The sequence below is a fragment of the Bradyrhizobium sp. 2S1 genome, from assembly GCF_011516625.5.
Classification (GTDB): domain Bacteria; phylum Pseudomonadota; class Alphaproteobacteria; order Rhizobiales; family Xanthobacteraceae; genus Bradyrhizobium; species Bradyrhizobium septentrionale.
Genome location: NZ_CP147717.1, coordinates 6,305,352 through 6,328,687 on the forward strand (window position 1 = coordinate 6,305,352; position 23,336 = coordinate 6,328,687).

The 23,336-nt window shown below is 65.4% G+C and carries 14 protein-coding genes and 1 pseudogene; 8 read left to right on the forward strand and 7 right to left on the reverse strand.

Going from position 1 to position 23,336, the window contains the following annotated elements:
• Positions 1-423: 423 nt before the first annotated feature.
• Positions 424-1,871: pseudogene (locus HAP54_RS29690) on the reverse strand (UdgX family uracil-DNA binding protein).
• A 256-nt stretch (positions 1,872-2,127) separates the two neighbouring features.
• Here HAP54_RS29690 and HAP54_RS29695 point away from each other — a divergent pair.
• Genes HAP54_RS29695 through HAP54_RS29705 form a run of 3 tightly spaced genes read left to right on the forward strand, consistent with a single transcriptional unit; the run spans position 2,128 to position 8,103 of the window.
• Complete coding sequence (locus tag HAP54_RS29695) at positions 2,128-2,922, forward strand: ImuA family protein (RefSeq protein WP_166293614.1); 795 nt, start codon at positions 2,128-2,130, stop codon at positions 2,920-2,922.
• Positions 2,813-4,594, forward strand: a complete 1,782-nt coding sequence (locus HAP54_RS29700; RefSeq protein WP_248114432.1) for a Y-family DNA polymerase — start codon at positions 2,813-2,815, stop codon at positions 4,592-4,594. Before HAP54_RS29695 ends, HAP54_RS29700 begins: the two co-directional genes overlap by 110 nt.
• A complete protein-coding gene (locus tag HAP54_RS29705; protein WP_166293616.1) occupies positions 4,591-8,103 on the forward strand; it encodes an error-prone DNA polymerase in 3,513 nt (1,170 codons plus the stop codon). Before HAP54_RS29700 ends, HAP54_RS29705 begins: the two co-directional genes overlap by 4 nt.
• Before the next feature lie 177 nt (positions 8,104-8,280).
• Here the strand turns inward: HAP54_RS29705 and HAP54_RS29710 are convergent, their stop codons facing one another.
• Entirely contained in the window at positions 8,281-9,051 is a 771-nt protein-coding gene (locus HAP54_RS29710; RefSeq protein ID WP_166293618.1) for an SDR family NAD(P)-dependent oxidoreductase, read from the reverse strand.
• A 216-nt stretch (positions 9,052-9,267) separates the two neighbouring features.
• On the opposite strand from HAP54_RS29710, the gene HAP54_RS29715 reads away from it, so the two are divergent.
• Positions 9,268-9,804: a GlcG/HbpS family heme-binding protein gene (locus HAP54_RS29715; protein WP_166293620.1), complete on the forward strand. Its 537-nt coding sequence runs from the start codon at positions 9,268-9,270 to the stop codon at positions 9,802-9,804.
• 832 nt (positions 9,805-10,636) lie between these two features.
• Here HAP54_RS29715 and HAP54_RS29720 read toward each other — a convergent pair.
• On the reverse strand, positions 10,637-10,924 hold the full coding sequence (locus HAP54_RS29720) for a hypothetical protein (RefSeq protein ID WP_166203732.1): 288 nt from the start codon (positions 10,922-10,924) through the stop codon (positions 10,637-10,639).
• 95 nt (positions 10,925-11,019) lie between these two features.
• Here HAP54_RS29720 and HAP54_RS29725 point away from each other — a divergent pair, with 95 nt between their 5' ends.
• The 3 genes from HAP54_RS29725 (at position 11,020) to HAP54_RS29735 (ending at position 17,045) form a co-directional block, all read left to right on the forward strand.
• The gene (locus HAP54_RS29725) at positions 11,020-12,423 is read left to right on the forward strand and encodes a CoA transferase (RefSeq protein ID WP_166293622.1); all 1,404 of its coding nucleotides are present in this window, start codon (positions 11,020-11,022) and stop codon (positions 12,421-12,423) included.
• A 151-nt stretch (positions 12,424-12,574) separates the two neighbouring features.
• A complete protein-coding gene (locus HAP54_RS29730; RefSeq protein WP_166293624.1) occupies positions 12,575-13,822 on the forward strand; it encodes an efflux RND transporter periplasmic adaptor subunit in 1,248 nt (415 codons plus the stop codon).
• An 88-nt stretch (positions 13,823-13,910) separates the two neighbouring features.
• Complete coding sequence (locus HAP54_RS29735; RefSeq protein ID WP_166293625.1) at positions 13,911-17,045, forward strand: efflux RND transporter permease subunit; 3,135 nt, start codon at positions 13,911-13,913, stop codon at positions 17,043-17,045.
• Here HAP54_RS29735 and HAP54_RS29740 read toward each other — a convergent pair.
• The gene (locus HAP54_RS29740; protein WP_166293627.1) at positions 17,038-18,006 is read right to left on the reverse strand and encodes an amidohydrolase family protein; all 969 of its coding nucleotides are present in this window, start codon (positions 18,004-18,006) and stop codon (positions 17,038-17,040) included. The genes HAP54_RS29735 and HAP54_RS29740 overlap by 8 nt on opposite strands.
• Positions 18,007-18,144: 138 nt before the next feature.
• Positions 18,145-19,563, reverse strand: coding sequence for a TolC family outer membrane protein (locus HAP54_RS29745; RefSeq protein ID WP_175619236.1), 1,419 nt, complete (start codon positions 19,561-19,563; stop codon positions 18,145-18,147).
• A 242-nt stretch (positions 19,564-19,805) separates the two neighbouring features.
• Here HAP54_RS29745 and HAP54_RS29750 point away from each other — a divergent pair, with 242 nt between their 5' ends.
• Complete coding sequence (locus tag HAP54_RS29750) at positions 19,806-21,668, forward strand: acetyl-CoA hydrolase/transferase C-terminal domain-containing protein (protein ID WP_166293631.1); 1,863 nt, start codon at positions 19,806-19,808, stop codon at positions 21,666-21,668.
• Here the strand turns inward: HAP54_RS29750 and HAP54_RS29755 are convergent.
• Positions 21,665-22,444: an enoyl-CoA hydratase gene (locus HAP54_RS29755; protein ID WP_166293633.1), complete on the reverse strand. Its 780-nt coding sequence runs from the start codon at positions 22,442-22,444 to the stop codon at positions 21,665-21,667. The genes HAP54_RS29750 and HAP54_RS29755 overlap by 4 nt on opposite strands.
• Before the next feature lie 124 nt (positions 22,445-22,568).
• Positions 22,569-23,180 carry a hypothetical protein gene (locus HAP54_RS29760; RefSeq protein ID WP_166293635.1) on the reverse strand — a complete coding sequence of 204 codons (612 nt, stop codon included), beginning with the start codon at positions 23,178-23,180 and terminating at the stop codon, positions 22,569-22,571.
• Positions 23,181-23,336: the final 156 nt, after the last annotated feature.

Below are 23,336 nucleotides of genomic sequence, written 5' to 3' on the forward strand. Positions count from 1 at the left end.
TTTTGACTGATGGAGTTGAAGGTTAGATGACAAGCTCAACGTTGTTTTGCGCAGCGCAAGCAGGTGCTTGAATCCGCGCCATGCGTCATGCGCTGAATCTTGCTGCTTCTCCTTGAAATCGTTTGAACAGTCCCGCGAATACGGACACGACGGGACTGGCGCGCGCGGTGGATATCGTACGATCATTCGTGCGCATCGTCGGTCCAGGACGGCTGTTTCGGGAGTGAGGATGAGGTGGCGCGCCGCACGATCGGGGCTAGCAAACCGCGCAGCGCGCCCGCCTCAGGGTACGTCATGGCGTGAACATGACGCCCGATGCCCGTAGACACGTGAGGGTATCACGGATCAATTCAAGGTTGTAGGGATTTATCAGCGTTTTGAACAATTTCACGTTGAAGTGTGATCCTGCAGTTCCCCCGGAACTCAAGCCGCGTGGGCTGAATTGCGCAGCTGATTTGCGGCGATTTTCAGATCGTCGATAAAGCGTTGATATTCCAGCGCCTTGGCTTTCTCGTCGGGCAGCCGCAACAGATAGGACGGGTGTACGGTGACCAGCACCCTGGTTCCGTCATGCTCGATCAGCTGGCCGCGGTTCCTGTGGATAGGTGTGATCTTGCCGAGCACGCTCTGCGCGGCCGTGGCGCCGAGCGCCACCACGAGCTCCGGCTTGATGGCGGCGAGCTCGCGCTCATACCACTGCCGGCAGGCGCGGATCTCCGGTGTGCCCGGCTTCTGGTGCAGCCGGATCTTGCCGCGCGGCACGAACTTGAAGTGTTTCACCGCATTGGTGATGTAGACCTTGGCGCGCGCGATGCCGGCTTCCTCAAGCGCGCGATCGAGCATCTGCCCGGCGGGACCGACGAAGGGATGGCCGGCGAGATCTTCCTTGTCGCCGGGCTGCTCCCCGACCAGCATCAGCGTCGCGCCTTGCGGCCCTTCGCCGAACACGGTTTGTGTTGCGTCCTTCCACAGCGGGCAGGCGCGGCAAGCGGCGGCCTCGTCGCGCAAGGCTGCGATCGCGTCACGAGTTTGCTTGTCCTGGGTATGCGCGTCGTGAGTTTGCTTGCGGGGCATCGGCGTATCCTGCCGCTGCTGCGGCTCGGCGGCCTTGCGTGCGATGAAGGGGCCGCTGGTCATGCGCATGGCGTCTTCGATCAGAGGTTTAATGATCGAGTCCTCGGGCAGGTTCCTCCAATAGGCCTGCGGCATCTCCATCACTTTCAGCCGCGCGGGATTGAAGCGGCCGTTGTCATTCCGCCGCCAGACCTCCTGAGCCGGTCCTCGCTCGGCACCTCGGATTTGGCGACGCCCGGCGTGATCGAGATCGCGTGCCCGTCCCAATGTGCGCAGGCGTCGGGGGTCAGGATCGACCACGGCATGTCGGCGAAGCGGCCGGCGAAGAACGGTGCGGCGTGCTCGACGATGCGATGCTCCGGCTCGAACCAGGCGACGTAATGCGCCTTCTGCTCGCGGCCGATCTCGCGGAAGCGCAGATGCGCGTGCATCCTGTCGATATCGCGATAGACCGCGCGCGCCATCGCGTGGACCTCGGCGACGTCGGGATCATCAGTCGCGCTGAGCAGATCATGATGGCTGCGCAGCCGCCACAGCAGGCGATAGAGCAGGACGAAGCGCGTGTCATTGCGATGCAGGATCGCGGTCCTTGCCAGCTCGACGAATTTCGCTGTGACGTTGAACTGCGCCTGCGGCGTATCAGGCAATTCATTCACGCAGGATGCCGAAAACAGTTCGTCGTCGCTGCGCACCGTCCACGTGACGTCCGACGGCTTCACGTCATTCAGCACCAATCGCCGCGCGGCCTTGCGCCAGCCTTCGAAATCGGTGTCGTTGTCGAGCACGATGATACGCATGCGATTGCTCCGTTTCCGTCACGCCGCCATTTTCCGGGCCGTCGCGCCGGACGCCGCGGGCGAACCGGCGGCGTACAGTTCGGCCGCTCCTGAATCCCATTGATTCCGCTCATGAATCACGGAACTCACCAATCCGATTGACTCCGCCGGCCCTGTTAGCTTTATATTAGAACATACCATGAACAATTGAGCCAGTCCCTGGTTCGCTGTTCAGGCAGTGACGGCCTCAAATTTTCAAGTTGAAGGAGCGGCGCATATGAACGGCGCACGCACGGGTACGCTTGCGTCTCTGCGCGGCAGCATCGCGCGCATCGAGGCGCCATCGGAGGCGGCGATGCCGAACCGCATCGCGCTCGGTCACGCCAGCGCGGACGCCATGCTGCGCGGCGGGCTTGCGGCGGCAACGTTGCACGAGGTGTTCGCCGCCGGCCATCAAGGCGGGGCGGCGACCGGCTTCATCGCGGGGCTTGCCGGACGGCTCTCAGCGCGCAAGCCGCTGGTCTGGGTGCGGCAGGATTTTTCCGATCGCGAAAACGGCGCGCTGTCGATGCGCGGGCTCGCCGAACTCGGCCTCGATCCGCGCCTGCTGGTCACGGTGCGCGCCGCCGATGTCGACAATGGCCTCCGCACCGCGGCCGACGCGCTCGCCTGCGATGCGCTCGGCGCCGTGGTGCTCGAGGTCTGGGGCCATGCGCGCCAGCTCGACCTCGTCGCCAGCCGCAAATTGACCCTGGCCGCGCAAGCCTCCGGCGTCACCGCGCTGGTGCTGCGGATCGCGGCAACGGCGATCCCCTCGACCGCGGAGACGCGCTGGATCGTGCGCGCGGCGCATTCGCCGCCCGGCAATGCCGCAAGCGCCTGGGGCGCGCCGCGCTTCGACGCCGAACTCGTGCGCAATCGTCATGGCCCGGTCGGGCGATGGATCATGGAATGGAAATGTGATGAGTGCCAATTCAGTGAACCGTCGGCGTATCCTCAGCCTGTGGCTGCCACGCCTGCCCATCGACCGCATCAAGCGCAAGCTCGCGCAGGACATCGCCTCGCAAGCTGATGCGCGGGACATTCGGCAGGTGGTAGGGCTCCCTCTCCCGCTTGCGGGGGAGGGTTGGAGTGGGGGTCTCGCCACGAGTCCCGCTGAGGAGAGAGCCCCCACCCGGATCGCATCTAACGATGCGATCCGGCCTCCCCCGCAAGCGGGAGAGGCGAAGAAAGAATCTCGCTTTCCGCAGCAATCGACTGAGGCCCCCAGCGTCGTCGTCGCAAAGGACCACAACGCGATCCTGCTGCACGCGATCGACGAGGCGGCGGTGCGCGCCGGGCTGTCGATCGGGCTGCCGCTCGCCAATGCGCGGGCGATCTGTCCGGAGCTCACGGTCTACGACGCCGATCCGGCCGCCGATCTGAAGACGCTGAACGACATCGCCGACTGGTGCGACCGCTTCACGCCGCTGGTCGCGCTTGATCCGCCTTACGGGCTGTTCCTCGACATCACCGGCTGCGCACATCTGTTCGGCGGCGAGCGCGCGCTGCTGCAGATCGTGACCAATGCGCTGAGCCGGCGCGGCTTTGCGGTCAGCGCTGCGATATCAGGCACCTCGATCGCGGCCCGCACGCTGACGCGTTACACTTCCGGGCAGATCGTCGCCAGCGGCGCGGAAGCAGAGGCGGTCGGCCCGCTGCCGGTGTCGGCGCTCGGTGCCGATCCTGCCGTGACCACCGGCCTGCGCCGCGCGGGCTTGAAGACCATCGGCGACGTCGCCTCACGCGCCCCGCATGAAATCTCGGCACGGTTCGGCGCCGCCTTCACCACCCTGCTCAGCCACGCGCTCGGGCAGGGCGATGCCCCGATCAGCCCGCGCAAGCCGCTGCCCGATTACATCGTCGAGAAGCGTTTCCCCGAACCGGTCTCCACCGACACCGTGATCGCGCTGACGTTACAAAGCCTCGCCAAGATGCTTGTCGCGGCGATGGACAAGCAAGGCAAGGGCGCCCGGCAGCTGGAGGCGAGCTTCTTCCGCACCGACGGCGCGGTGCGCGCGATCATGGTCGAGACCGGGCGTCCGGTGACGCGACCCGAGATGATCGACCGCCTGTTCCGCGAGCGGCTCGATGCGCTTAATGATCCCCTCGATCCCGGCTTCGGCTTCGATCTCATCCGCCTCGCCGCAGGGCGTACCGAGATCGTGGTGCAGCAGCAGCGCGATCTCGACACGTCAGTGCACGACAATGACGAGATCTCGGCGCTGATCGACCGCATCGCGGCCCGCATCGGGGGAAAACGCGTCGTCGTGCATCTGCCGCTGGAGAGCCACATCCCCGAACGATCAGCGCTCGCGCTGCCGGCGCAGCATCATCTGACTGCTGCCAGCGCCGCCGCCTGGCCGGAACGCGTCGCCGGCGAGCCGCCGCTGCGTCCCTTGCGGCTGTTCGATCGGCCCGAGCCGATCAAGGTGCCGTTCGCGAGCGTGCCCGACGGTCCGCCGCATCAATTCACCTGGCGGCGCGCGCAGCACGACGTGGTGCGGGTCGAGGGCCCCGAGCGCATCGCGATGGAATGGTGGAAGCAGGACGGCGCATCGCTGACCCGCGATTACTTCCGCGTCGAGGACGCCGAGGGCCAGCGCTTCTGGATCTTCCGCGACGGTCTCTATGAGAGCGAGCTGCGCGACGAGCAGGGCAAGCCGGTCCCCGCTAACTGGTATGTGCATGGGCTGTTCGCATGAATACGCCAACGCCTGATTATGCCGAGATCGGCATCACCAGCAATTTCTCCTTCCTGCGCGGCGGTTCCGATCCGCGCGCCTATGTGCATCAGGCGAGCGAACTCGGGATCCCCGTGATCGGGCTCGCCGATCACAACACGCTGGCCGGCGTGGTGCGCGCCTGGAAGGAGCTCGACAGCGAGAAGGTCGCTCATCCGCCAAAACTTTTGATCGGCGCCCGCATCGTCTTCATCGACGGCACGCCCGACATCCTGGTCTATCCGCGCGACCGCGCCGCCTATGGCCGGCTGTGCCAGCTGCTGACCCGCGGCAAGCGCGGCGGCGGCATCGAGCGTATCGAGAAGGGCGACTGCCGACTCACCCTGTCCGATCTGCTCGACTTTGCAGAGGGCCAGCTTCTGGTGCTGGTGCTGCCGCATCGTTTCGAAGCGGCTGACGCGCTCGATCTGCTCGCGCAACTAAAGGCAAGCGCCGCCGATGGCGTCTGGCTTGCCGCAAGCCTGCTCTATCGCGGCGACGACAGGCGCCGCCTCGCGCGGCTGCATGGTCTCGCCACTGATGCCGGCGTGCCGCTGCTCGCCACCAACGAGGTGCTCTATCATCATCCCGCGCGCCGCCCGCTGCAGGACGTGCTGACCTGCATCCGCGAAAAGACCACGATCGAGGCTGTTGGCCGCAGGCTCGAGGCCAATGCCGAGCGGCATCTCAAGCCGGCGCATGAAATGATCAGGCTGTTTCGCGATCTCCCTGATGCGATCGCGGAAACCATACGCTTCGCTGCGCGTATCTCCTTCGCGCTCGACCAGCTCAAATACCAGTATCCCGACGAGCCGGTGCCGCCGGGCAAGACCGCGCAGCAGCATCTGGAGGACCTGACCTGGGCTGGCGTCGACAAATATTTCGGCGGCGAGATTGACGAAAAGCTTCGCACCACCCTGAACAAGGAGCTCGCGCTGATCGCCGAGCTGAAATACGCGCATTACTTCCTCACCGTGCATGACATCGTGCGCTATGCGCGCAGCCAGAACATCCTGTGCCAGGGGCGGGGCTCGGCGGCGAATTCGGCGGTCTGTTATGTGCTCGGCGTCACCTCGGTCGATCCGACCAAGGTCGATCTGCTGTTCGAGCGCTTCATCTCCAAGGAGCGGCTGGAACCGCCCGACATCGACGTCGATTTCGAGCATTCGCGGCGCGAGGAGGTGATGCAATATGTCTATCGCCGCTACGGCCGGCACCGCGCCGCCATCATCGCCACCATCATCCATTATCGTCCGCGCAGCGCGATCCGTGACGTCGGCAAGGCGCTCGGGCTGACCGAGGACGTCACCGCGGCGCTCGCCGACACCGTGTGGGGCAGCTGGGGCAAGGGCCTCAACGACATGCAGGTGCGGCAGGCCGGGCTCGACCCGAAAAATGCGATGATCAACCTCGCGGTCGAGCTCGCCACCGAGCTGATCGAGTTTCCGCGCCATCTCTCGCAGCATGTCGGCGGCTACGTGCTGACCCAGGACCGGCTCGACACCTATGTGCCGATCGGCAACGCCGCGATGGACGACCGCACCTTCATCGAATGGGACAAGGACGACGTCGACGCGCTTCACATGATGAAGGTCGACGTGCTGGCGCTGGGCATGCTGACCTGCATCCGCAAATGTTTCGACCTGATCGATGACCACAAGGGCAAGCGCTGGGAGCTCGCCTCCGTCCCGCAGGACGACAAGAGAGTCTACGACATGCTGTGTCGCGGCGAGTCGCTCGGCGTGTTCCAGGTCGAGAGCCGGGCCCAGATGAACATGCTGCCGCGCTTGAGGCCGCGTACCTTCTACGACCTCGTCATCGAGGTCGCGATCGTGCGCCCCGGTCCGATCCAGGGCGACATGGTGCATCCTTATTTGCGGCGGAGAAACAAGCAGGAGCAGGTGACCTATCCATCGCCGTCGCCGGACAAGGGCGACAAGGACGAACTCTACAATGTCCTGCATAAAACACTCGGCGTGCCGCTGTTCCAGGAGCAGGCGATGCGGATCGCGATCGAGGCGGCGCATTTCACGTCGGAGGAAGCCAACGGCCTGCGCCGCTCGATGGCGACCTTCCGCAACCTCGGCACCATCGGCAGCTATGAGGAGAAGCTGGTCGGCAACATGGTGGCGCGCGGCTACGATCCGGACTTCGCCCGCAGCTGCTTCGACCAGATCAAGGGTTTTGGCTCCTACGGCTTCCCGGAAAGCCATGCCGCGAGCTTTGCGCAACTGGTCTACATCTCCTCATGGCTAAAACACCATCATCCCGATGCGTTCTGCTGCGGCCTGCTCAACTCGCAGCCGATGGGCTTCTACGCCCCGGCGCAGATCGTCGGCGACGCCCGCAACAACGGCGTCACGGTGCGCGAGGTCGACGTCTCCTTCAGCTTTGCGCAGAACACGCTGGAGGAGCGCGACGGAGACTATTGCGCGGTGCGGCTCGGCTTCCGCCAGATCGACGGGTTTCATTGGCTCGATGAGGATGAGGAGAGGTTGAAGCAACTACAACTGTCATTCCGGGGCGCGCCTGTGCTCCCTCTCCCGCTTGCGGGGGAGGGCTGGGGTGGGGGTGTCTCCGCAAGCGACACTCTTTGTGAGGAGAGAGCCCCCACCCGGATCGCATCTGTCGATGCGATCCGGCCTCCCCCGCAAGCGGGAGAGGCGAAGCAAGAGAAAGACTGGGCCGACCGCATCGTCGCCGCGCGCAACCGCCGGCCCTTCACCTCGCTGGAAGACTTCGCCCGCGACACGGCTCTGCCCAAGCGCGCGCTGATCCTGCTCGCCGACGCCGATGCGTTCCGTTCGCTCGGGCTCGACCGCCGCGAGGCGCTGTGGGCGGTGCGGCGGCTGCCCGACGACGTGCCGCTGCCGCTGTTCGAGGCCGCCACCGCGCGCGAGCAGCCGGATGAGGGCGCAAGACCGCTGCCGGAGATGCCGCGCCCGGAGCAGGTGGTCGCCGACTATCAGACCATCCGCCTGTCGCTGAAGGGCCATCCGATGGAATTCTTGCGCGAGATGTTCACCAGGGAGCGCGTGGTCGCCTGCCACACCATCAACCAAAGCAACGACCGCCGCCGCGTCAGCTGTGCCGGCGTCGTCCTGGTGCGGCAGCGGCCGGGCAGCGCCAAGGGCGTCGTGTTCATGACGCTGGAGGACGAGACTGGCATCGCCAACATCGTGGTGTGGCCGAAGGTGATGGAGCAGTATCGCAAGGAAGTGATGGGCGCGCGCCTGATCCTGGTCGAGGGCTATATCCAGAGCAGCCCCGAGGGCGTCACGCATCTGGTGGCGCAGCGCATGACCGACCGCTCCCACGATCTGATCGGCCTCGCCAATGAATCCCTCAGTCGCACGCATCCGGTGCCGGCAGGCTCCGCATTGATCGAGCCGCTGAACGACGACCGCCGCAATCACGGCGACAACACGCCGCAAAAGATCCGCCACCCCCGCAACGTCCGCATCCTGCCGCCGTCACGGGATTTTCATTGAGGGTCGTGCTACGGCGACGCTCTCTCACCGTCACCCTGAGGAGGCCGCGGAGCGGCCGTCTCGAAGGGCGAACGGCCCGGCTTTCTCCGTGCGGCTGCCAGCGGGGCCGTGCATCCTTCGAGGCGCGCAAGTGCGCGCACCTCAGGATGACGGGGCGACCATGAATGTCGTGTTCCTCTAAAAATTCACACGGTTCGAGATCGCGCCGTCGACGACGAGGTTCGAACCTGTTGTGAACGAGGAGATCGGGCTCGCCAGGAACACCGCTGCGCTCGCGATCTCCTGCGGCGTCGCCATGCGGCCGGTCGGATTGCGCGCCAGTGCGTCCTGGTACATCTTGGGCGCGTTCTGCTCGACCATGTTCCAGACGCCGCCCTTGAAATACACGGTGCCCGGCGACACCACGTTGACGCGGACTTTCTTCGCCGCGTATTGCCGCGCCAGTCCCTTTGCCATGTGCACCAGCGCCGCCTTGATCGGGCCGTAGGAGCCGGCGCGATCGGCTTGCGCTGCCGAGATCGACGAGATGAGGACGAAGGCCGCATCGCCGGTCTTTTCGCCGCTTGCTTCGAGGAACGGACGCGCTGCCTCGAAGGCGTTCACCGCGCCGAGCACGTCGAGCCGGAAATTCTGCTCCCACGATGCCGGATCGCCGCCTTGCGCCATGGCGCCGGCGTTGGAGAACAGCATGTCGATGCTGCCCAGTTCGGCCGCGGCATCCGCAATCCACGATTTCAGCGCCGCGCCGTCGGTGATGTCGACGGCCTTGCCGGTGGCGCGCACGCCCGCTGCCTTCAATTCGGCAACGCTGGCCGCAACCTGCTCGGCATTGCGGGCGCACACCGCTACGCCCGCGCCTTCGCCGGCTAGCGTCGCCGCGATCGCCCGCCCGATGCCGCGCGTGCCGCCGAGCACGACGGCGTTTCTTCCCTTCAAACCCAGATCCATTCGGATGTCCTTTGCTGATGCGCGCGGACTGTAGCGTCCATCGCAGCACTGCGCGACCTCGATATTCCCTCGCGTCACGCGATTTTCATTGTAGCCAGGCGAATATCGCGGTGCACCCAATCCAATCCCGCCTTGTACGCCACAACTCAATTGCTATCGTCCCGCCGCCCGGACGATCGATCCGGGATCTGAATAACAACCATTCGGGAGCACTCCATGCGTTATTTCACTGCGCTCATCGGCGCGGCCTGCGTCGCGTTCGCTACCGCCACCGGCGCGTTTGCCCAGGTGGCGCCCAATCCCGACAATCCGAACGACGTCGTCGCCGATGCGCTCGCGCCGCCGCCCTATGGCGAGCCGATCAATCTGGAGACCGCCAAGAAGGTCGCCGCCGCGGCGGTCGCCGAGACCCAGAAGCGACACTGGAATGCGTTCTGCATCGCGATCGTCAATCCGGCCGGCGAGCTGGTCTATTTTGAGAAGCAGGACAACTGCCAATATGCCTCGATTGGTGTTTCGCAGCATAAGGCGCGCACCACGACGCGCTATCGCCGGCCCACGCTGGCGTTCGAAAACCTGATGGGCAAGGGAGCATACTTCTCCTATCTCGCGACGCTCGACGACGTGGTCGCCTCGCGCGGCGGCAATCTTTTGATCGTCGGCGGCAAGGTCGTCGGCGCCATCGGCGTCAGCGGCGGTTCGGGCTCGCAGGACAATGTGATCTCGATCGCCGGCCAGGCCGCGCTGGAGTAGGGGCAACGACGTGATGCTTCTGCCGGGCTTCGGGTCCGGCAGAAGTCCTCCGGCGCATGAATTGAGCGGGAATGAAGGATGGGTAGAGCGAAGCGAAATCCATCGACTTATGCTCGCGGCGCAAATGGGTATCGCTTCGCTCCATCCATCCTACAAGGCCGTCAATTATTTTGTTCGGCTTTTCAGAATTTAACTTGACGCCTGACCCAACTCAGATGTTCAATGCGTCCGTCTCACCCGATGAGGGGCGCTTCGCGGTCGTCACGAACGTGGGTCGAGATGCGGTGGACGCGGAATGCGCAACTGACGAGTGCGCATGAGGCGGACGGCGAAGTCGTGTGGTCCTGACGCCCTAGTGGCAGGTGTCCCCAAGCAAGGCGTGACAGCGTTTTGCGAAGGCGGTGACAAACAAGCCCAGTCTCGCCGGGGAGAGCACGAAATAAGCCGTAAAGCCATCGCGCAGGGAAAGCCGGATTGCTCCGGTTACACCTGTGGTCCTACCTCCCGTGCTTTTTGTTGCACGGGACCCATGGGTGCAATCGGCACCCGGCTTTCCCTGCGCCCTCTGATCGCAAGAGGGCACGACAAAACGCAACGCTCGGACAGATCATGTCGCGAGAGTGCTGAAGTGTGCCTTACACGAGAATGCTGACGTGGGGCTTACAAGTGGCTCAAATTCGGTGTCGTCCCATAACCACAAATGTTGATTGTCTCGAGACGCTGGGGCCACAGCGTCGTATAACGATGATCACCTGTGGTTATGGGTCCCTGCTCCCGTGCGCAATTGCGCACCAGGCAGGGACGACGGTTGAATGCGGTCTTGCAGCCGCAGCTACTCGACCGCCGCACCGACCGGCGGTCCGCCCGGCGGCCGATGCAGGAAGGTGATCGATGCATAGGCGCCGACCCACGAGCCAAGTGCGGCGAAGGCGACATAGACCCAGTTTTCGGTGTAACTGATCACCGCATAGGAGGAGAGCAGATACCAGATGCTGCTCCAGGTCGCCGCTGGAACGCGCTTGCGCGCCACGACTGCCGAGGTGAACATGACATAGACCGCGTCGGTGGCCGCGGTCGCGATGAAGACCGCGCCGGCGGTGAGGGGATCGATGGCAGCCATTGCAACTCCTGCAGAGCTAAGTATGACGGTCGGGATCGGGCACCGCCTTATTGTCATCATGCGCAGGCATAGAATAATCGCAAAGAGGAATGCGCATGCAGGGCATCCGTGAAATCCTCGCCGATATCTGGATCGGCGCCGGCGGCGCGCCGTCCGCGCTCGATGCTGTCCGGCTGACCGGCAGCGAGCCGCAGCTGCCGTCCTCGTTCCGGGTCGCAGCCGCGGCGCAGGCGCCGATCGCCGCAGCCGGGCTTGCCGCGGCTGAGATCTGGAAAGCGCGCAGCGGCGAGCCGCAGGACGTCGCGGTCGACATGCGCCACGCTGTCGTCGAATGCCGCAGCGAACGTTATCTGCGCGTCGACGACAAGCCGCCGCCGGCCTGGGACAAGATCGCCGGCGTCTACCGTGTCAAAGACGGGCGCTTCGTCCGCCTCCACACCAATTTCCCGCATCACCGCGACGCCGTCTGCAAGGTGCTGGGCTGCAACGCCGAGCGTGACGACGTCCAGGCCGCGCTGACGCGCCGGGACGGCGAGGCGTTCGAGACCGCGGCCTATGCCGCCGGCGGCGTCGTCGCCCTGATGCGCTCGCACGACGAATGGTCGGCGACGCCGCACGCCAAGGAGCTTGCAAAACTGCCGCTGATCTCGATCGAGAAGATCGGCGAGGCCGCGCCAAAGCCGTGGCCTGCCGGCGACCGCCCGCTGGCCGGGATCCGCGTGCTCGATCTGTCGCGCGTGATCGCAGGTCCCGTTGCCGGCCGCACGCTCGCCGCGCATGGCGCCGACGTGCTGCTGATTTCGGGCCCCGATCTGCCTGATATCCCCTGGCTGACCATCGACACCGGCCGCGGCAAGCTCGCGAGCTTCGTCGAGCTGAAGAGCGAGGAGGGACGGCGGGTGATGCGCGGTCTGGTGGCGCAGGCCGATATTCTCTCCCAGGGCTATCGTCCGCAGGCGATCGCGCGCCTCGGCTTCTCGCCGGAGGACGCCGCGCGCATCAACCCCGGGATCGTCTATGTGACACTCTCGGCTTATGGCCATGCTGGCCCATGGGCGGAGCGCCGCGGCTTCGATTCGCTGGTGCAGACCACGACCGGCTTCAATCATGCCGAAGGACAGGCGGCCGGCGTCGAGGGTCCGAAGGAATTGCCGGCCCAGATGCTCGACCATGCCACCGGATATTTCATGGCGTTCGGCGCCATGATGGCCAGGGCACGCCAGGCGCGCGAGGGCGGCAGCTGGCACGTTCGGGTGTCGCTGGCGCAGACCGGGCGCTGGCTGTGGAATCTCGGCCGCCTCGAAGCAGGCCTTGCGACCGCGGATCTGACCGCGGATGCGGTGCAGCCCTTCATCGAGCAGCTGCCATCAGGCTTTGGCACGCTGAGCTCGGTCCGGCACGCGGCCGTCCTGTCGAGGACCCCGGCCCATTGGTCCCGTCCGGCCATGCCGCTCGGCAGCCATCCTCCGGAGTTTCCTGCCCCGGAGTTTCCCGGATGAGACATTCAGCAGCCATTCAGGGTATCCAAACTTTAACGACAGGCACTGCCGAAGTGCGATTTTTAGGTTGTTTGAAACGCCAATTCGGCACTATTAGCGCACCGCTGGGGCTGTCCCGCCGGAAGCTGCAACGATCGACCCCGCGGACCGCATGCTGAAAGAGTTTACCAAGAGAATGCAGAGCTTTAGCCGTCCGCGCCTGCTCGTGGCCGCGGCGGTGCTGGCGGCTGCCTGCGCGGGCGCCTACGGCTATACGCGTTTCGGCTCGGACAAGCAGTCGTCGTCGGAAGTCTCCAGCCAGTCCCGCAAGGGGGGGACGCGTTATTCGCCATCGCCGGCCGAGTGGGCCAGCCTGACCTTCCAGAACGTGACCGAGCACACCTTCCGCTCCGAACTGGTGACCGAGGGCAAGATCGGGATCGATGAGGACCGTTCCACCCCGGTCTACTCGCCCTACACCGGGCGCGTCACCCGCCTGCTGGTGCGGCCGGGCGATTCTGTGGTGAAGGGGCAGCCGCTGTTTGTGATCGAGGCGGCCGACACCGTGCAGGCGCAGAACGATTACGTCGCGGCGATGACCGGCCTCAACAAGGCACAGTCGGCGCTCGACCTCGCGCAGATCCAGGAGAAGCGCGCCAAGGACCTGTCCGAGGGCAAGGCGATCCCGCTGAAGGACTATCAGCAGGCGCAGACGGCGCTGGTGCAGGCGCAGAACGATGCGCGCTCGGCGCAGACGCTGTTGGAAGCGGCGCAGAACAAGCTGCACATCCTCGGCTTCGGCGACGATGCGATCGTGACGCTGCAGCAGAAGGGCCGCCTCAATCCGGAGACGACGGTGTTCGCGCCGATCGGCGGCACCGTGGTCCAGCGCAAGGCCGGCCCCGGCCAGTATGTCTCGACCGGCGCCAGCGATCCGGTCTACGTGATCGGCGATCTCTCGACGGTCTGGCTGATCGCCTTTGTCCGCGAATCCGACGCCGACAGCGTTGCGGTCGGGCAGGACCTCTCCTTCAGCGTGATGGCGCTGCCGGGCAAGGTGCTGACCGCCCGCGTCAACTATGTCGCCGCCGCGATCGACGCGACCTCGCGCCGGCTCCTGGTCCGCGCCACCATCGACAACGCCGACAATCGGCTGAAGCCCGAGATGTTTGCCAATGTGACGCTGTATTCGAAGGGCGACCATCCGGCGGTCGGCGTGCCGAAGCAGGCGCTGATCTACGAGGGCGACCAGGTGCGGGTCTGGGTCGCGAGAGCCGACGACAAGACGATCGAGCTGCGCCAGATCAAGCCCGGGCTCATCAATGGCGACCTCGTCGAGGTGGCCGGCAATCTCAAGCCGGGCGAGCAGATCGTGACGAAGGGAAGCCTCTTCATCGACCGCACCGCGTCAGGCACGTAAGAGCATGATCCGGAAAAGTGGGAACCGGTTTTCCGAATAGATCATGCTCAACAAGAAAAGTCCCTTCCAGTTGAAAGCGCCGATCTGAATGGATCGCCTCGTCGCCCTTGCCGTCAATCGCCGCTATTTGATGGTGGCCATGTTCGTCGCCGTCTTCATCGGCGGCCTGCTTGCGTTCAAGCAGCTCAACATCGAGGCCTATCCCGATCCGACCCCGCCGATGGTCGACATCGTGACGCAGAGCCCGGGTCTCTCGGCCGAGGAGATCGAGCGCTACATCACGATCCCGATCGAGACCCAGGTCGCCGGCATCAAGAACCTCAAGACCATCCGCACCATCTCGCTGTACGGTCTCTCCGACGTCAAGCTGCAGTTCTCCTTCGACTACACCTATGACGAAGCGCTGCAGCAAGTGCTCAACCGCCTCTCGCAGCTCGCGCCGCTGCCGGGCAACGTGCTGCCGGGCATCTCGCCGCTCAGCCCGATCGGCGAAATCTTCCGCTACCGGCTGAAGGGGCCGCCGAACTACAGCGTGCTCGACCTCAAGACGCTGCAGGACTGGGTGCTGCAGCGCCGCTTCCGCGCGGTGCCCGGCGTGATCGACGTCACCGGCTGGGGCGGCAAGACCAAGACCTACGAGATCCAGGTCGACTTCAACAAGCTGGTCGCCAACGGCCTGACGCTGCCGCAGGTCTTGCAGGCGGTTTCCAACGCCAACATCAATGTCGGCGGCAACACCGTGAACATCGGCTCGCAATCGGCCGTGGTGCGCGGCGTCGGGCTGATCCGCTCGATCGACGACCTCGCCAACACCATGGTCTCGCAGTCCGGCGGCAATCCGGTGCTGGTCCGCGACATCGCCCATGTCACGATCGGCGAGAAGCCGCGGCTCGGTATCGCCGGCCTCGATAATGACGACGACATCGTGCAGGGCATCGTGCTGATGCGGCGCGGCGAGCAGAGCTCGCCGACCATCACCCGCGTCGAGCAACTCGTCCACGAGATCAACCATTCCTCGATCCTGCCGCCGGGCGTGAAGATCGAGCGCATCTACGACCGCAAGGACCTGATCGAACTCACCACCCACACGGTGCTGCACAACATGGTGGTCGGCATCCTCCTGATCGTGCTGCTGCAGTGGATCTTCCTCGGCGATCTGCGCAGCGCGCTGATCGTCGGCGCGACGATCCCGTTCGCGCTGTTCTTTGCCGTGATCATCCTGGTGCTGCGCGGCGAGTCCGCCAATCTGCTGTCGGTCGGCGCGATCGATTTCGGCCTGATCGTCGACGCCACCGTGATCATGGTGGAGGCGATCTTCCGCCGGTTGTCGCAGACCACGGCGCTGTCGGACGCCGAGCAGGCGCATATCTCCGACGACACGATGATGGGGATGAAGAGCCACGCGATCCTGTCGGCGGCCGCCGACGTGTCGCGCTCGATCTTCTTTGCAGCCGCGATCATCATCGCGGCGTTCCTGCCGCTGTTCACGCTGAGCGGCGTCGAGGGCAACATCTTCGGCCCGATGGCGCGCACCTATGCGTACGCGCTGGCCGGCGGCCTGCTTGCGACCTTCACGGTGACGCCGGCGCTGAGCGCGATCATCCTGCCGGCGCATATCCACGAGACCGAGACCTGGATCGTCAAGAAGCTCGATGCGATCTACGTGCCGGTCCTGAACTGGGCGATCGCCAACCGCAAGATCGTGATGGCCGGCGCCGCCGGCCTCGTGGTCATGACCATCATCTTCGCGCGCTTCCTCGGCCTCGAATTCCTGCCCAAGCTGGAAGAGGGCAATCTGTGGATCCGCGCCACGCTGCCGCCGACGATCTCGCTGCAGGAAGGCAACGCCTATGTCAACGAGATGCGGAAGCTGATCCGCAGCCGCCCCGAGGTGGTCTCGGTGGTGTCGCAGCACGGCCGACCCGACGACGGCACCGACGCTGCCGGCCTGTTCAACGCCGAATTCTTCGCGCCGCTGAAGCCCGCCGGCGAATGGCCCGATACCCACGACAAGGACGTGCTTACCGCGCAGTTGCTGACGCAACTGCAGGAGAAGTTCCCGGGCGTCGAAGTCAACTTCTCGCAATATCTGCAGGACAACGTCTCGGAAGCGGTATCCGGCGTAAAGGGCGAGAACTCGATCAAGCTCTACGGCAACGATCTGCAAGCGCTGACCGACACCGCCAACAAGATCAAGTCGGTGCTGTCGACGGTGCAGGGAGTCACCGACCTTGCGGTGTTCACCTCGCTCGGGCAGCCGACGATCCAGATCGACGTCGATCGGGCGCGTGCCGCGCGCTATGGCCTGTCGCCGGGCGACATCAACGCCACGATCAGGGTCGCGGTCGGCGGCGACAGCGCCGGCGACCTCTATGAGCCCGGCAGCGACCGGCACTTCCCGATCATCGTCCGGCTTGCGCCGGAATATCGCAAGAGCGCGGAGGCGATCCAGAACTTAAGGATCGGGGTGGCGAACGCCAATGGCGGCATCACCCAGATCCCGCTCAGCGAAGTTGCCTCGATCAAGCTGATCTCCGGCGCGGCCTATATCTACCGCGAGCAGCAGGAGCGCTATCTGCCGATCAAGTTCTCGGTGCGCGAGCGCGACCTCGGCAGCGCGATCCGGGAGGCGCAGCAGAAGATCGAGGAGCAGGTGCAGCTGCCGCCGGGTTCGCGTGTCGAGTGGGTCGGCGAGTTCGGCAATCTGCAGGATGCGATCAAGCGGCTGTCGATCGTGGTGCCGATCAGCCTGGCGCTGATCGCAGTGCTGCTGTTCTTCAACTTCGGCTCGATGGTCGACACTCTGCTGGCGATGAGCGTAATCCCTATGGCGATCTTCGGCGGCGTGCTCGGGCTTCTGATCTCGGGGATTCCCTTCAGCGTGTCGGCGGCGATCGGCTTCATCGCGCTGTTCGGCATCGCCGTGATGGACGGCATCATCATCCTGTCGCAGTTCAACCAGCTGATCGACGAAGGCTATGACCGGATGCGCGCGGTGATCCGCACCGGCGAGTTGCAGCTGCGTCCGGTGCTGATGACCTGCGTCGTGGCCGGCGTCGGCCTGCTGCCGGCGGCGATCTCGGAGGGCATCGGCTCCCAGGTGCAGAAGCCGCTCGCCATCGTCGTCGTCACCGGCATGATGCTGGCGCCGCTCGTTATCCTGATCACGCTGCCGGTCCTGATCTCCTATTTCTCGCGCCGGCCGAAGGACAACGTCAGGTGAAGCCGTAGAGCCGTGCCGGATTGTCGACCAGGATGGTCTTGCGGACCGCGGCGTCCGGCGCCCAGACCGGCAGCTGGTTGAGGAGGCGGCCGTCGTCGATCTGGTACAGCGGCGTCACCTCGGTGACCTTCTTGCCTTGCGGCGTCACCGAATCCGGGTGCGGCCAGTCGGTGCCCCAGACGATGCGCTCGGCGTTGGCTGCGATCAGCGCCTGCGCCAGCGGCGTGGCGTCGGCATAGTCCGGCGCGAGCTTGGAGGCGCGGTAGGCGCCGGAAATCTTGACGTAGGCCTTGCCGGACTTGACGAGCGCAAGCAGGTCGGCAAATCCCGGCTGGCCGGTGCCGAGCGCGGCCTCGGCGCCGCCGAAATGGTCGAACACGACCGGCACCGGAGCTGTCGCGACCAGATCCTTGATCGCGGAGATCATGGCAAGGCTGGTGAACAGCTGCACGTGCCAGCCGCGCGCCTTCATCCGCTCGATCGCGGCCGTGAAGCGCTGCCGGCCGACATTGGGATCGTTGACGCCGCCGGTCGCGAGGTTGAGGCGGATGCCGCGGAAGCCGGCCTTGTTCAAAGCATCGAGATCGCCCTCGCTGGTCTTGTCGTCGATCACCGCGACGCCGCGCGCCGTCGGCCCGCGGGCCGTCATGCCGAACAGCGACGACGAATTGTCGGGGCCGTAGACGCTCGGCGTCACGATCACCACGCGCTCGACATGCAGCGCCTTGTGCAGCGCGCTCATCTCCTCCGGCGAGGCCGGCTCCGGCGTATAGACGCGGCCGGCGAAGAACGGGAACCTGTCGGGATCGCCATGGATGTGGGTGTGGCAGTCGCACGCACCGGCAGGCACGTCGAAGTTGACCGGGGTGGATGGTTGCGATGGCTTGGAAAAAGCGTTGCTGCTGGTCATGGTCACTCCGGCTGCGATGGAAGCCAGCATCATATCGCGTCGCGTCAGCATTAGACGTCTCCCTGCGTGCTCGGCTGTTATGCGCGTGATCCGCGCGCCGGCATTATCGGTTGCCGGCGGGGGCGGAGGTTATCGGCGGAGAGTGCGGGCGGGAAGGGCCGGTTCGATGTGCGAACGGTTCCGCAACGCCTATTGTCCCGACGGCGTGCGCAGGCCGTGCCAAGCGTCGCGGACCTGGTGGTAGTGCACCTCGGGCAGATAGTCTGGCGTCTTGAGATTGAGCGTCTTGACGTCGAGCCGTCCGGTCGCGCTGAGCAATGTGTAGGAAGCGATCACGCGGTCGCGCTGCGCGCCGATCAGGCGTGCCCGGGCCGTGATCAAATCCTGCTGGGCGTTGAGCACGTCGACGGTGGTGCGCTGGCCGCCGGCGGCTTCCTTCTGCACGCCGGCCAGCGCAACCTCCGCAGCTTTCACCTCGGACTCGGAGGCCGACACCGCGATCTTGGCCCCTTCATTGGCGACCCACGCGCTGACCACGGCGGTCTTGGCCTGATTGCGGACCTGATCCAGCACGAGCCGGCTCTGCGCCGCCACTTCCTTGGCCTGCCGGGTCTGCGACGCCGCGGTGCCGCCGTCGTAGATCGGCTGCGTGAGCTGGCCGATCACCGAGGCTTGATCGGTGCCGAAGGTGCCGAGCGTGGGGTCGCTGTCGCGGCTGCGGCTGACGCTGCCCTGCACCGAGACATTCGGCATCAGGCTGCTCTCGGCGACGCGGATCGAGGTGGAGGCGACGTCGACGTCAAAGCCGGCCGCGGTCACGGCGGGGTGTTCGCGCAACGAGAGCACTATCGCATCTTCACGGTTGCGCGGCAGCAGCCGGTCAATGGTCTCGGCGGGACGCAATTGGGAGGGCGGGTTGCCGACCACCTGGGCATAGGTGGCCTGACTGATCGCGAAGTTGACTTCGGCGGCGTTGAGATCGGCGAGGCCGCGGTTGAGGCGGGCCTCGGCCTGGGCCGTATCGGTCGGTGTGACGTCGCCGGCATTGAGGCGGCGCTGCGTGATTGCCTGGGTCTCCTTCAGGAAGTTCACGTTGGCGCGCTGCGCCTCGACCAGCGTCTGGTTGGCCAGCACGTTGGTATAGGCGGTGACGGCGTCGAGCAGCACGCCCTGGCCGACATTGCGCAGGGCCTCGCGGCCGGACTGCACCTGCAGTTCGGCGACGCGGACGCTGTTGGCGGTCTTGAAGCCGTTGAACAGGGTCTGGGTCACCGTGACCCCGATCTGCCACGGCTTCAGCGTCGCGGTCTGGATGACGTTGCCGGGCAGCTGGTCGCGCACCGCCTGAAGGCCGACCGAGAGGCCGGCGATGATCTGCGGGCGGTAGGCGGCCAGCGCCTGCGGCACGTTCTCGTCGGTGGCACGCTGCCGCGCCCGCTCGGCATTGAGCTGCGGATTGGTCTGATACGCCTTGACCAGGGCTTCGGGCAGGCTCTCGGCACGGGCAGCGGTATCAGCCAGCAGCGCACATGCCAGGGCGCCGAGGCCGATGCCCGACAAAAGCACGCGCCTCGCTACATCGCCAACCCTCGCGGCACGCTCAACCATGTGATCCCGCAAACCAAAACCGCGGCAGTCCGCCTCCGCCGACGCCGCCGACACATCTACCTGTTTAGGGGGCCGTGCCGCCACAGGCAAACCGCCACGCGACATCTGCACATCATTTCAGTTCTTGTCTGTTGCCGGTTCGTCACAGGCGAACGCAACGGTCATATGAAGTATAAGCTCGAACCGTCCGCCGCCGATTCTGTGGCGCCGGTTATCCGCTGCCTGCTCCGGGTTCATTGCTGATGCCCATATTTTTCTCCGACCCCGAGGCGATCGCGGAGCACATCGTTCGTGACGTCGGAACCGAGCTGGTGGTCGGGCTGCCGCTCGGCCTCGGCAAGGCCAACCACATCGTCAACGCGCTGTACGCGCGCGCGGTGGCCGACCGCTCGATCAATCTGACGCTGTTCTCCGCGCTGACGCTGGAAAAGCCGAAGCCGAAGAGCCTGCTCGAACAGCGCTTCATCGGTCCGGTGATCGATCGCCTGTTCGGCGGTTATCCGGATCTCGCCTATGCGGAGGTGCTGCATCGCGGCGCGCTGCCGCCCAACATCAAGGTGATCGAGTTCTTCTTCCTCGCAGGCCAGTGGCTGCATCAGCCGTTCGCCCAGCAGCACTACATTTCCGCCAACTACACCCATGCGGCGTCATATCTGCTGTCGCGCGGACTGAATGTCGTGCCCCAGCTGGTCGCCAAGCGCGTGGTCGACGGCGTGCCGCGCTACAGTTTGAGTTGCAACACCGACACAACGCTCGACGTGCTGCGGGCGCGCGCGCAGGGGCGGGCGTCGTTCAAGCTGATCGGCCAGGTCAATTCCGAGCTGCCGTTCATGCCCGGGCCCGGCGATTTGCCGGCGGATGAGTTTGCGGCGGTGCTCGACAGTCCCGACACAGACTTCCCGCTGTTCGCGCCGCCGTCGGAGCCGATCAGCGACACCAAATATGCGATCGGGTTGCATGCCGCGGGTCTGGTCCGCGACGGCGGTACGCTGCAGATCGGGATCGGGCAAGTCGGTGATGCGCTGGCGCAGGGGCTCGTGGTCCGCCACCGCGACAATGCACAATTCCACGGCATCATGCAGCGCCTTGCGCCCGGTCGCGCACAGCTCGGGGCGGCCGAGACCGCGCCGTTCGAGAAGGGCCTCTATGGTGTCAGCGAGATGCTGTTCGAGGCGTTCCTCGGGCTGATCGACGCCGGCATCCTCAAGCGCGACATTGGCGGCGTGATCCTGCACGGCGCATTCTTCCTGGGCCCGCAATCGTTCTACCGGGCACTGCGCGAGATGCCACCGGAGCAATTGGCGCGCATCCAGATGATGCCGGTGTCCTTCACCAACGAGATCTTCGGCGACGAGGACGGCAAGCGCCGCGCCCGCGTCGATGCGCGCTTCGTCAACAACGCGATGATGGCGACGCTTCTCGGCGCTGCGATCTCGGATGGTCTCGAGCACGGCCAGGTCGTCAGCGGCGTCGGCGGCCAGTACAACTTCGTCGCGCAGGCATTCGCGCTCGAAGGCGCGCGCTCGATGCTGGCGCTGGAGGCGACCCGGCAGTCCGGTAAACAAGCGCAGTCGAACATCCGCTGGTCCTATGGCCACGAAACCATTCCGCGGCACCAGCGCGATATCTTCGTCACCGAATACGGCGTCGCCGATGTCAGAGGGAAGTCCGACGCCGATGTCATTGCAGCGATGCTGCAGGTGACGGATTCCCGCTTCCAAAGCGAGCTGATGCGGCAGGCCAAGGATGCCGGCAAGCTGCCGCGCAATCACGAGATCCCGGCCGCGCATCGCGAAAACTATCCAGAGCGGATCAGCGACGCGCTGAAGCCCGCGCGCGACGCTGGGCTTCTGCCGTCATTCCCGTTCGGCAGCGATTTCACCGACGTCGAGCAGCGGCTGATTCCGGCTTTGCAGATATTGCAGCAGGCGCAGCGCACGCCGCTGCAACTCGCCGGCCTGCTGTGGCAGGGCATGCGGCACCCGCCCAATTCTGCCGACCGCGAATGCCTGGCGCGGCTTGGTCTCGACAAGCCGACGCATTTTGCCGAGCGCGCCTATCGCGCGCTCGTCACCGCAGCATTGCAGCGAAGCCGAACGGGTTAGCGGTTCTTGTTGACCGGCTTGCGCTTCTCGATGAAGGCCGCCATGCCCTCGGCGCGATCCTCGAGCGCGAAGGTCGAGTGGAACAGGTTGCGCTCGACATTCATACCTTCCGCGAGCGGCGTCTCGAACGCGCGGTTGATGGCTTCCTTGGCCATCGCGACGGCCGGACGCGACATCGAGGCGATCTTCTCCGCTGCGGCGAGCGCCTCTTCCATCAGCTTGTCGGCCGGAACGATCCGCGACACGAGGCCCGAGCGCTCGGCTTCCGCGGCATCCATCATCCGCCCGGTGAGGCAGAGGTCCATCGCCTTCGACTTGCCGATCGCGCGGGTCAGGCGCTGCGTGCCGCCGATGCCGGGAATGGTGCCGAGGGTGATTTCCGGCTGGCCGAACTTGGCGGTGTCGGCGGCGATGATGATGTCGCACATCATCGCCAGCTCGCAGCCGCCGCCCAGCGCATAGCCCGCGACCGCCGCGATGGTCGGCTTGCGGCAACGGGCCACGCGGTCGCCGCCGATCGCGGTGAAGTCGCTGTTGAACATGTCGATGAAGCCCTTCGGCTGCATCTCCTTGATGTCGGCGCCGGCCGCGAAGGCCTTCTCGCTGCCGGTGATCAGGATGCAGCCGATCTTGTCGTCGGCCTCGAGATCGTCGATCGCCGCGGCGATCTCGCGGAACACGCCGAACGACAGCGCATTCAACATTTTCGGCCGGTTCAGTGTGATGACGCCGACCGGTCCCTTGCTTTCGACGATGATGAATTCGAGCGTAGCCATAGACGCAAACCCCATGCTGATTTGGCGGGCAATGTGCCCGCTGGCGGGATGCGCTTCAAGTGGCTGAAACGAGGCACCGGGCCGCGGTGCGGCGCACCCCGCGCCGCAGCCGCAAGCACCCTGGCTAGGCCATGAACATGCGCGCGGCGGAGGCCACCGTGAGCAGGGCGCCGAAGCCGATGAAGATCTTCCCGATCAGCGACGTCTGGTCCAGGCTCGAGCTGTCGCTGCTCGCCAGAACCGGCGCCGGCTTGGGTGCAGCTACGGCGACCGCCGGCGGCTGCGCCGGCTGCTCCTGCTGCAGGGCCCGGTCGACATCGTTGAGCTGGTCGGATGCGACCACGTTGCTGTCAGGCTGCGCGTCGGCGGGCTTGTCGGCCGCGGCAATCAACGCGTTGGCCTTCACCGTCGTCGCGGCCGCGTTGTCGTCGCCCGAGGTCAGCTCCGCATTGGCATTGGCGACCGTGGCAGGCATGCCTGTCGAGGTGACGCTGCCGGCGTCGTTACCGGCGGTCTTCTTGCTCTCGGATTTGTCGGAAGACTGGTGACGCGCATGGCGCCGGCCATGCCGCGAACTCTGCGGCGCGGACTTGTCGGTGGTCGCGGTGTCGGATTTCGCCGCCGATGCGTCCGAACCGGCCGCATGCGCCGGCAACGGACCGGCAAGACCCATGAAAAGCCCGGTAAGCCCTGTCGCGACCATCAAGGCCAAGCGCCCGCTGGCTTTGATCTTCATTTTGATGATCTCCCCATTTCGCCCGCCCGAGGGCGAAAAAAGACCCCGCTGCGTGTCCACACCGGGGCAGAAAAAGGGAATCTTCGGGCTTCCGGGGGCAAAAGCTGGGCAATTTCGTCCCAGTGCGTGATCGACGGCAGCAGCACCGATGCTTGT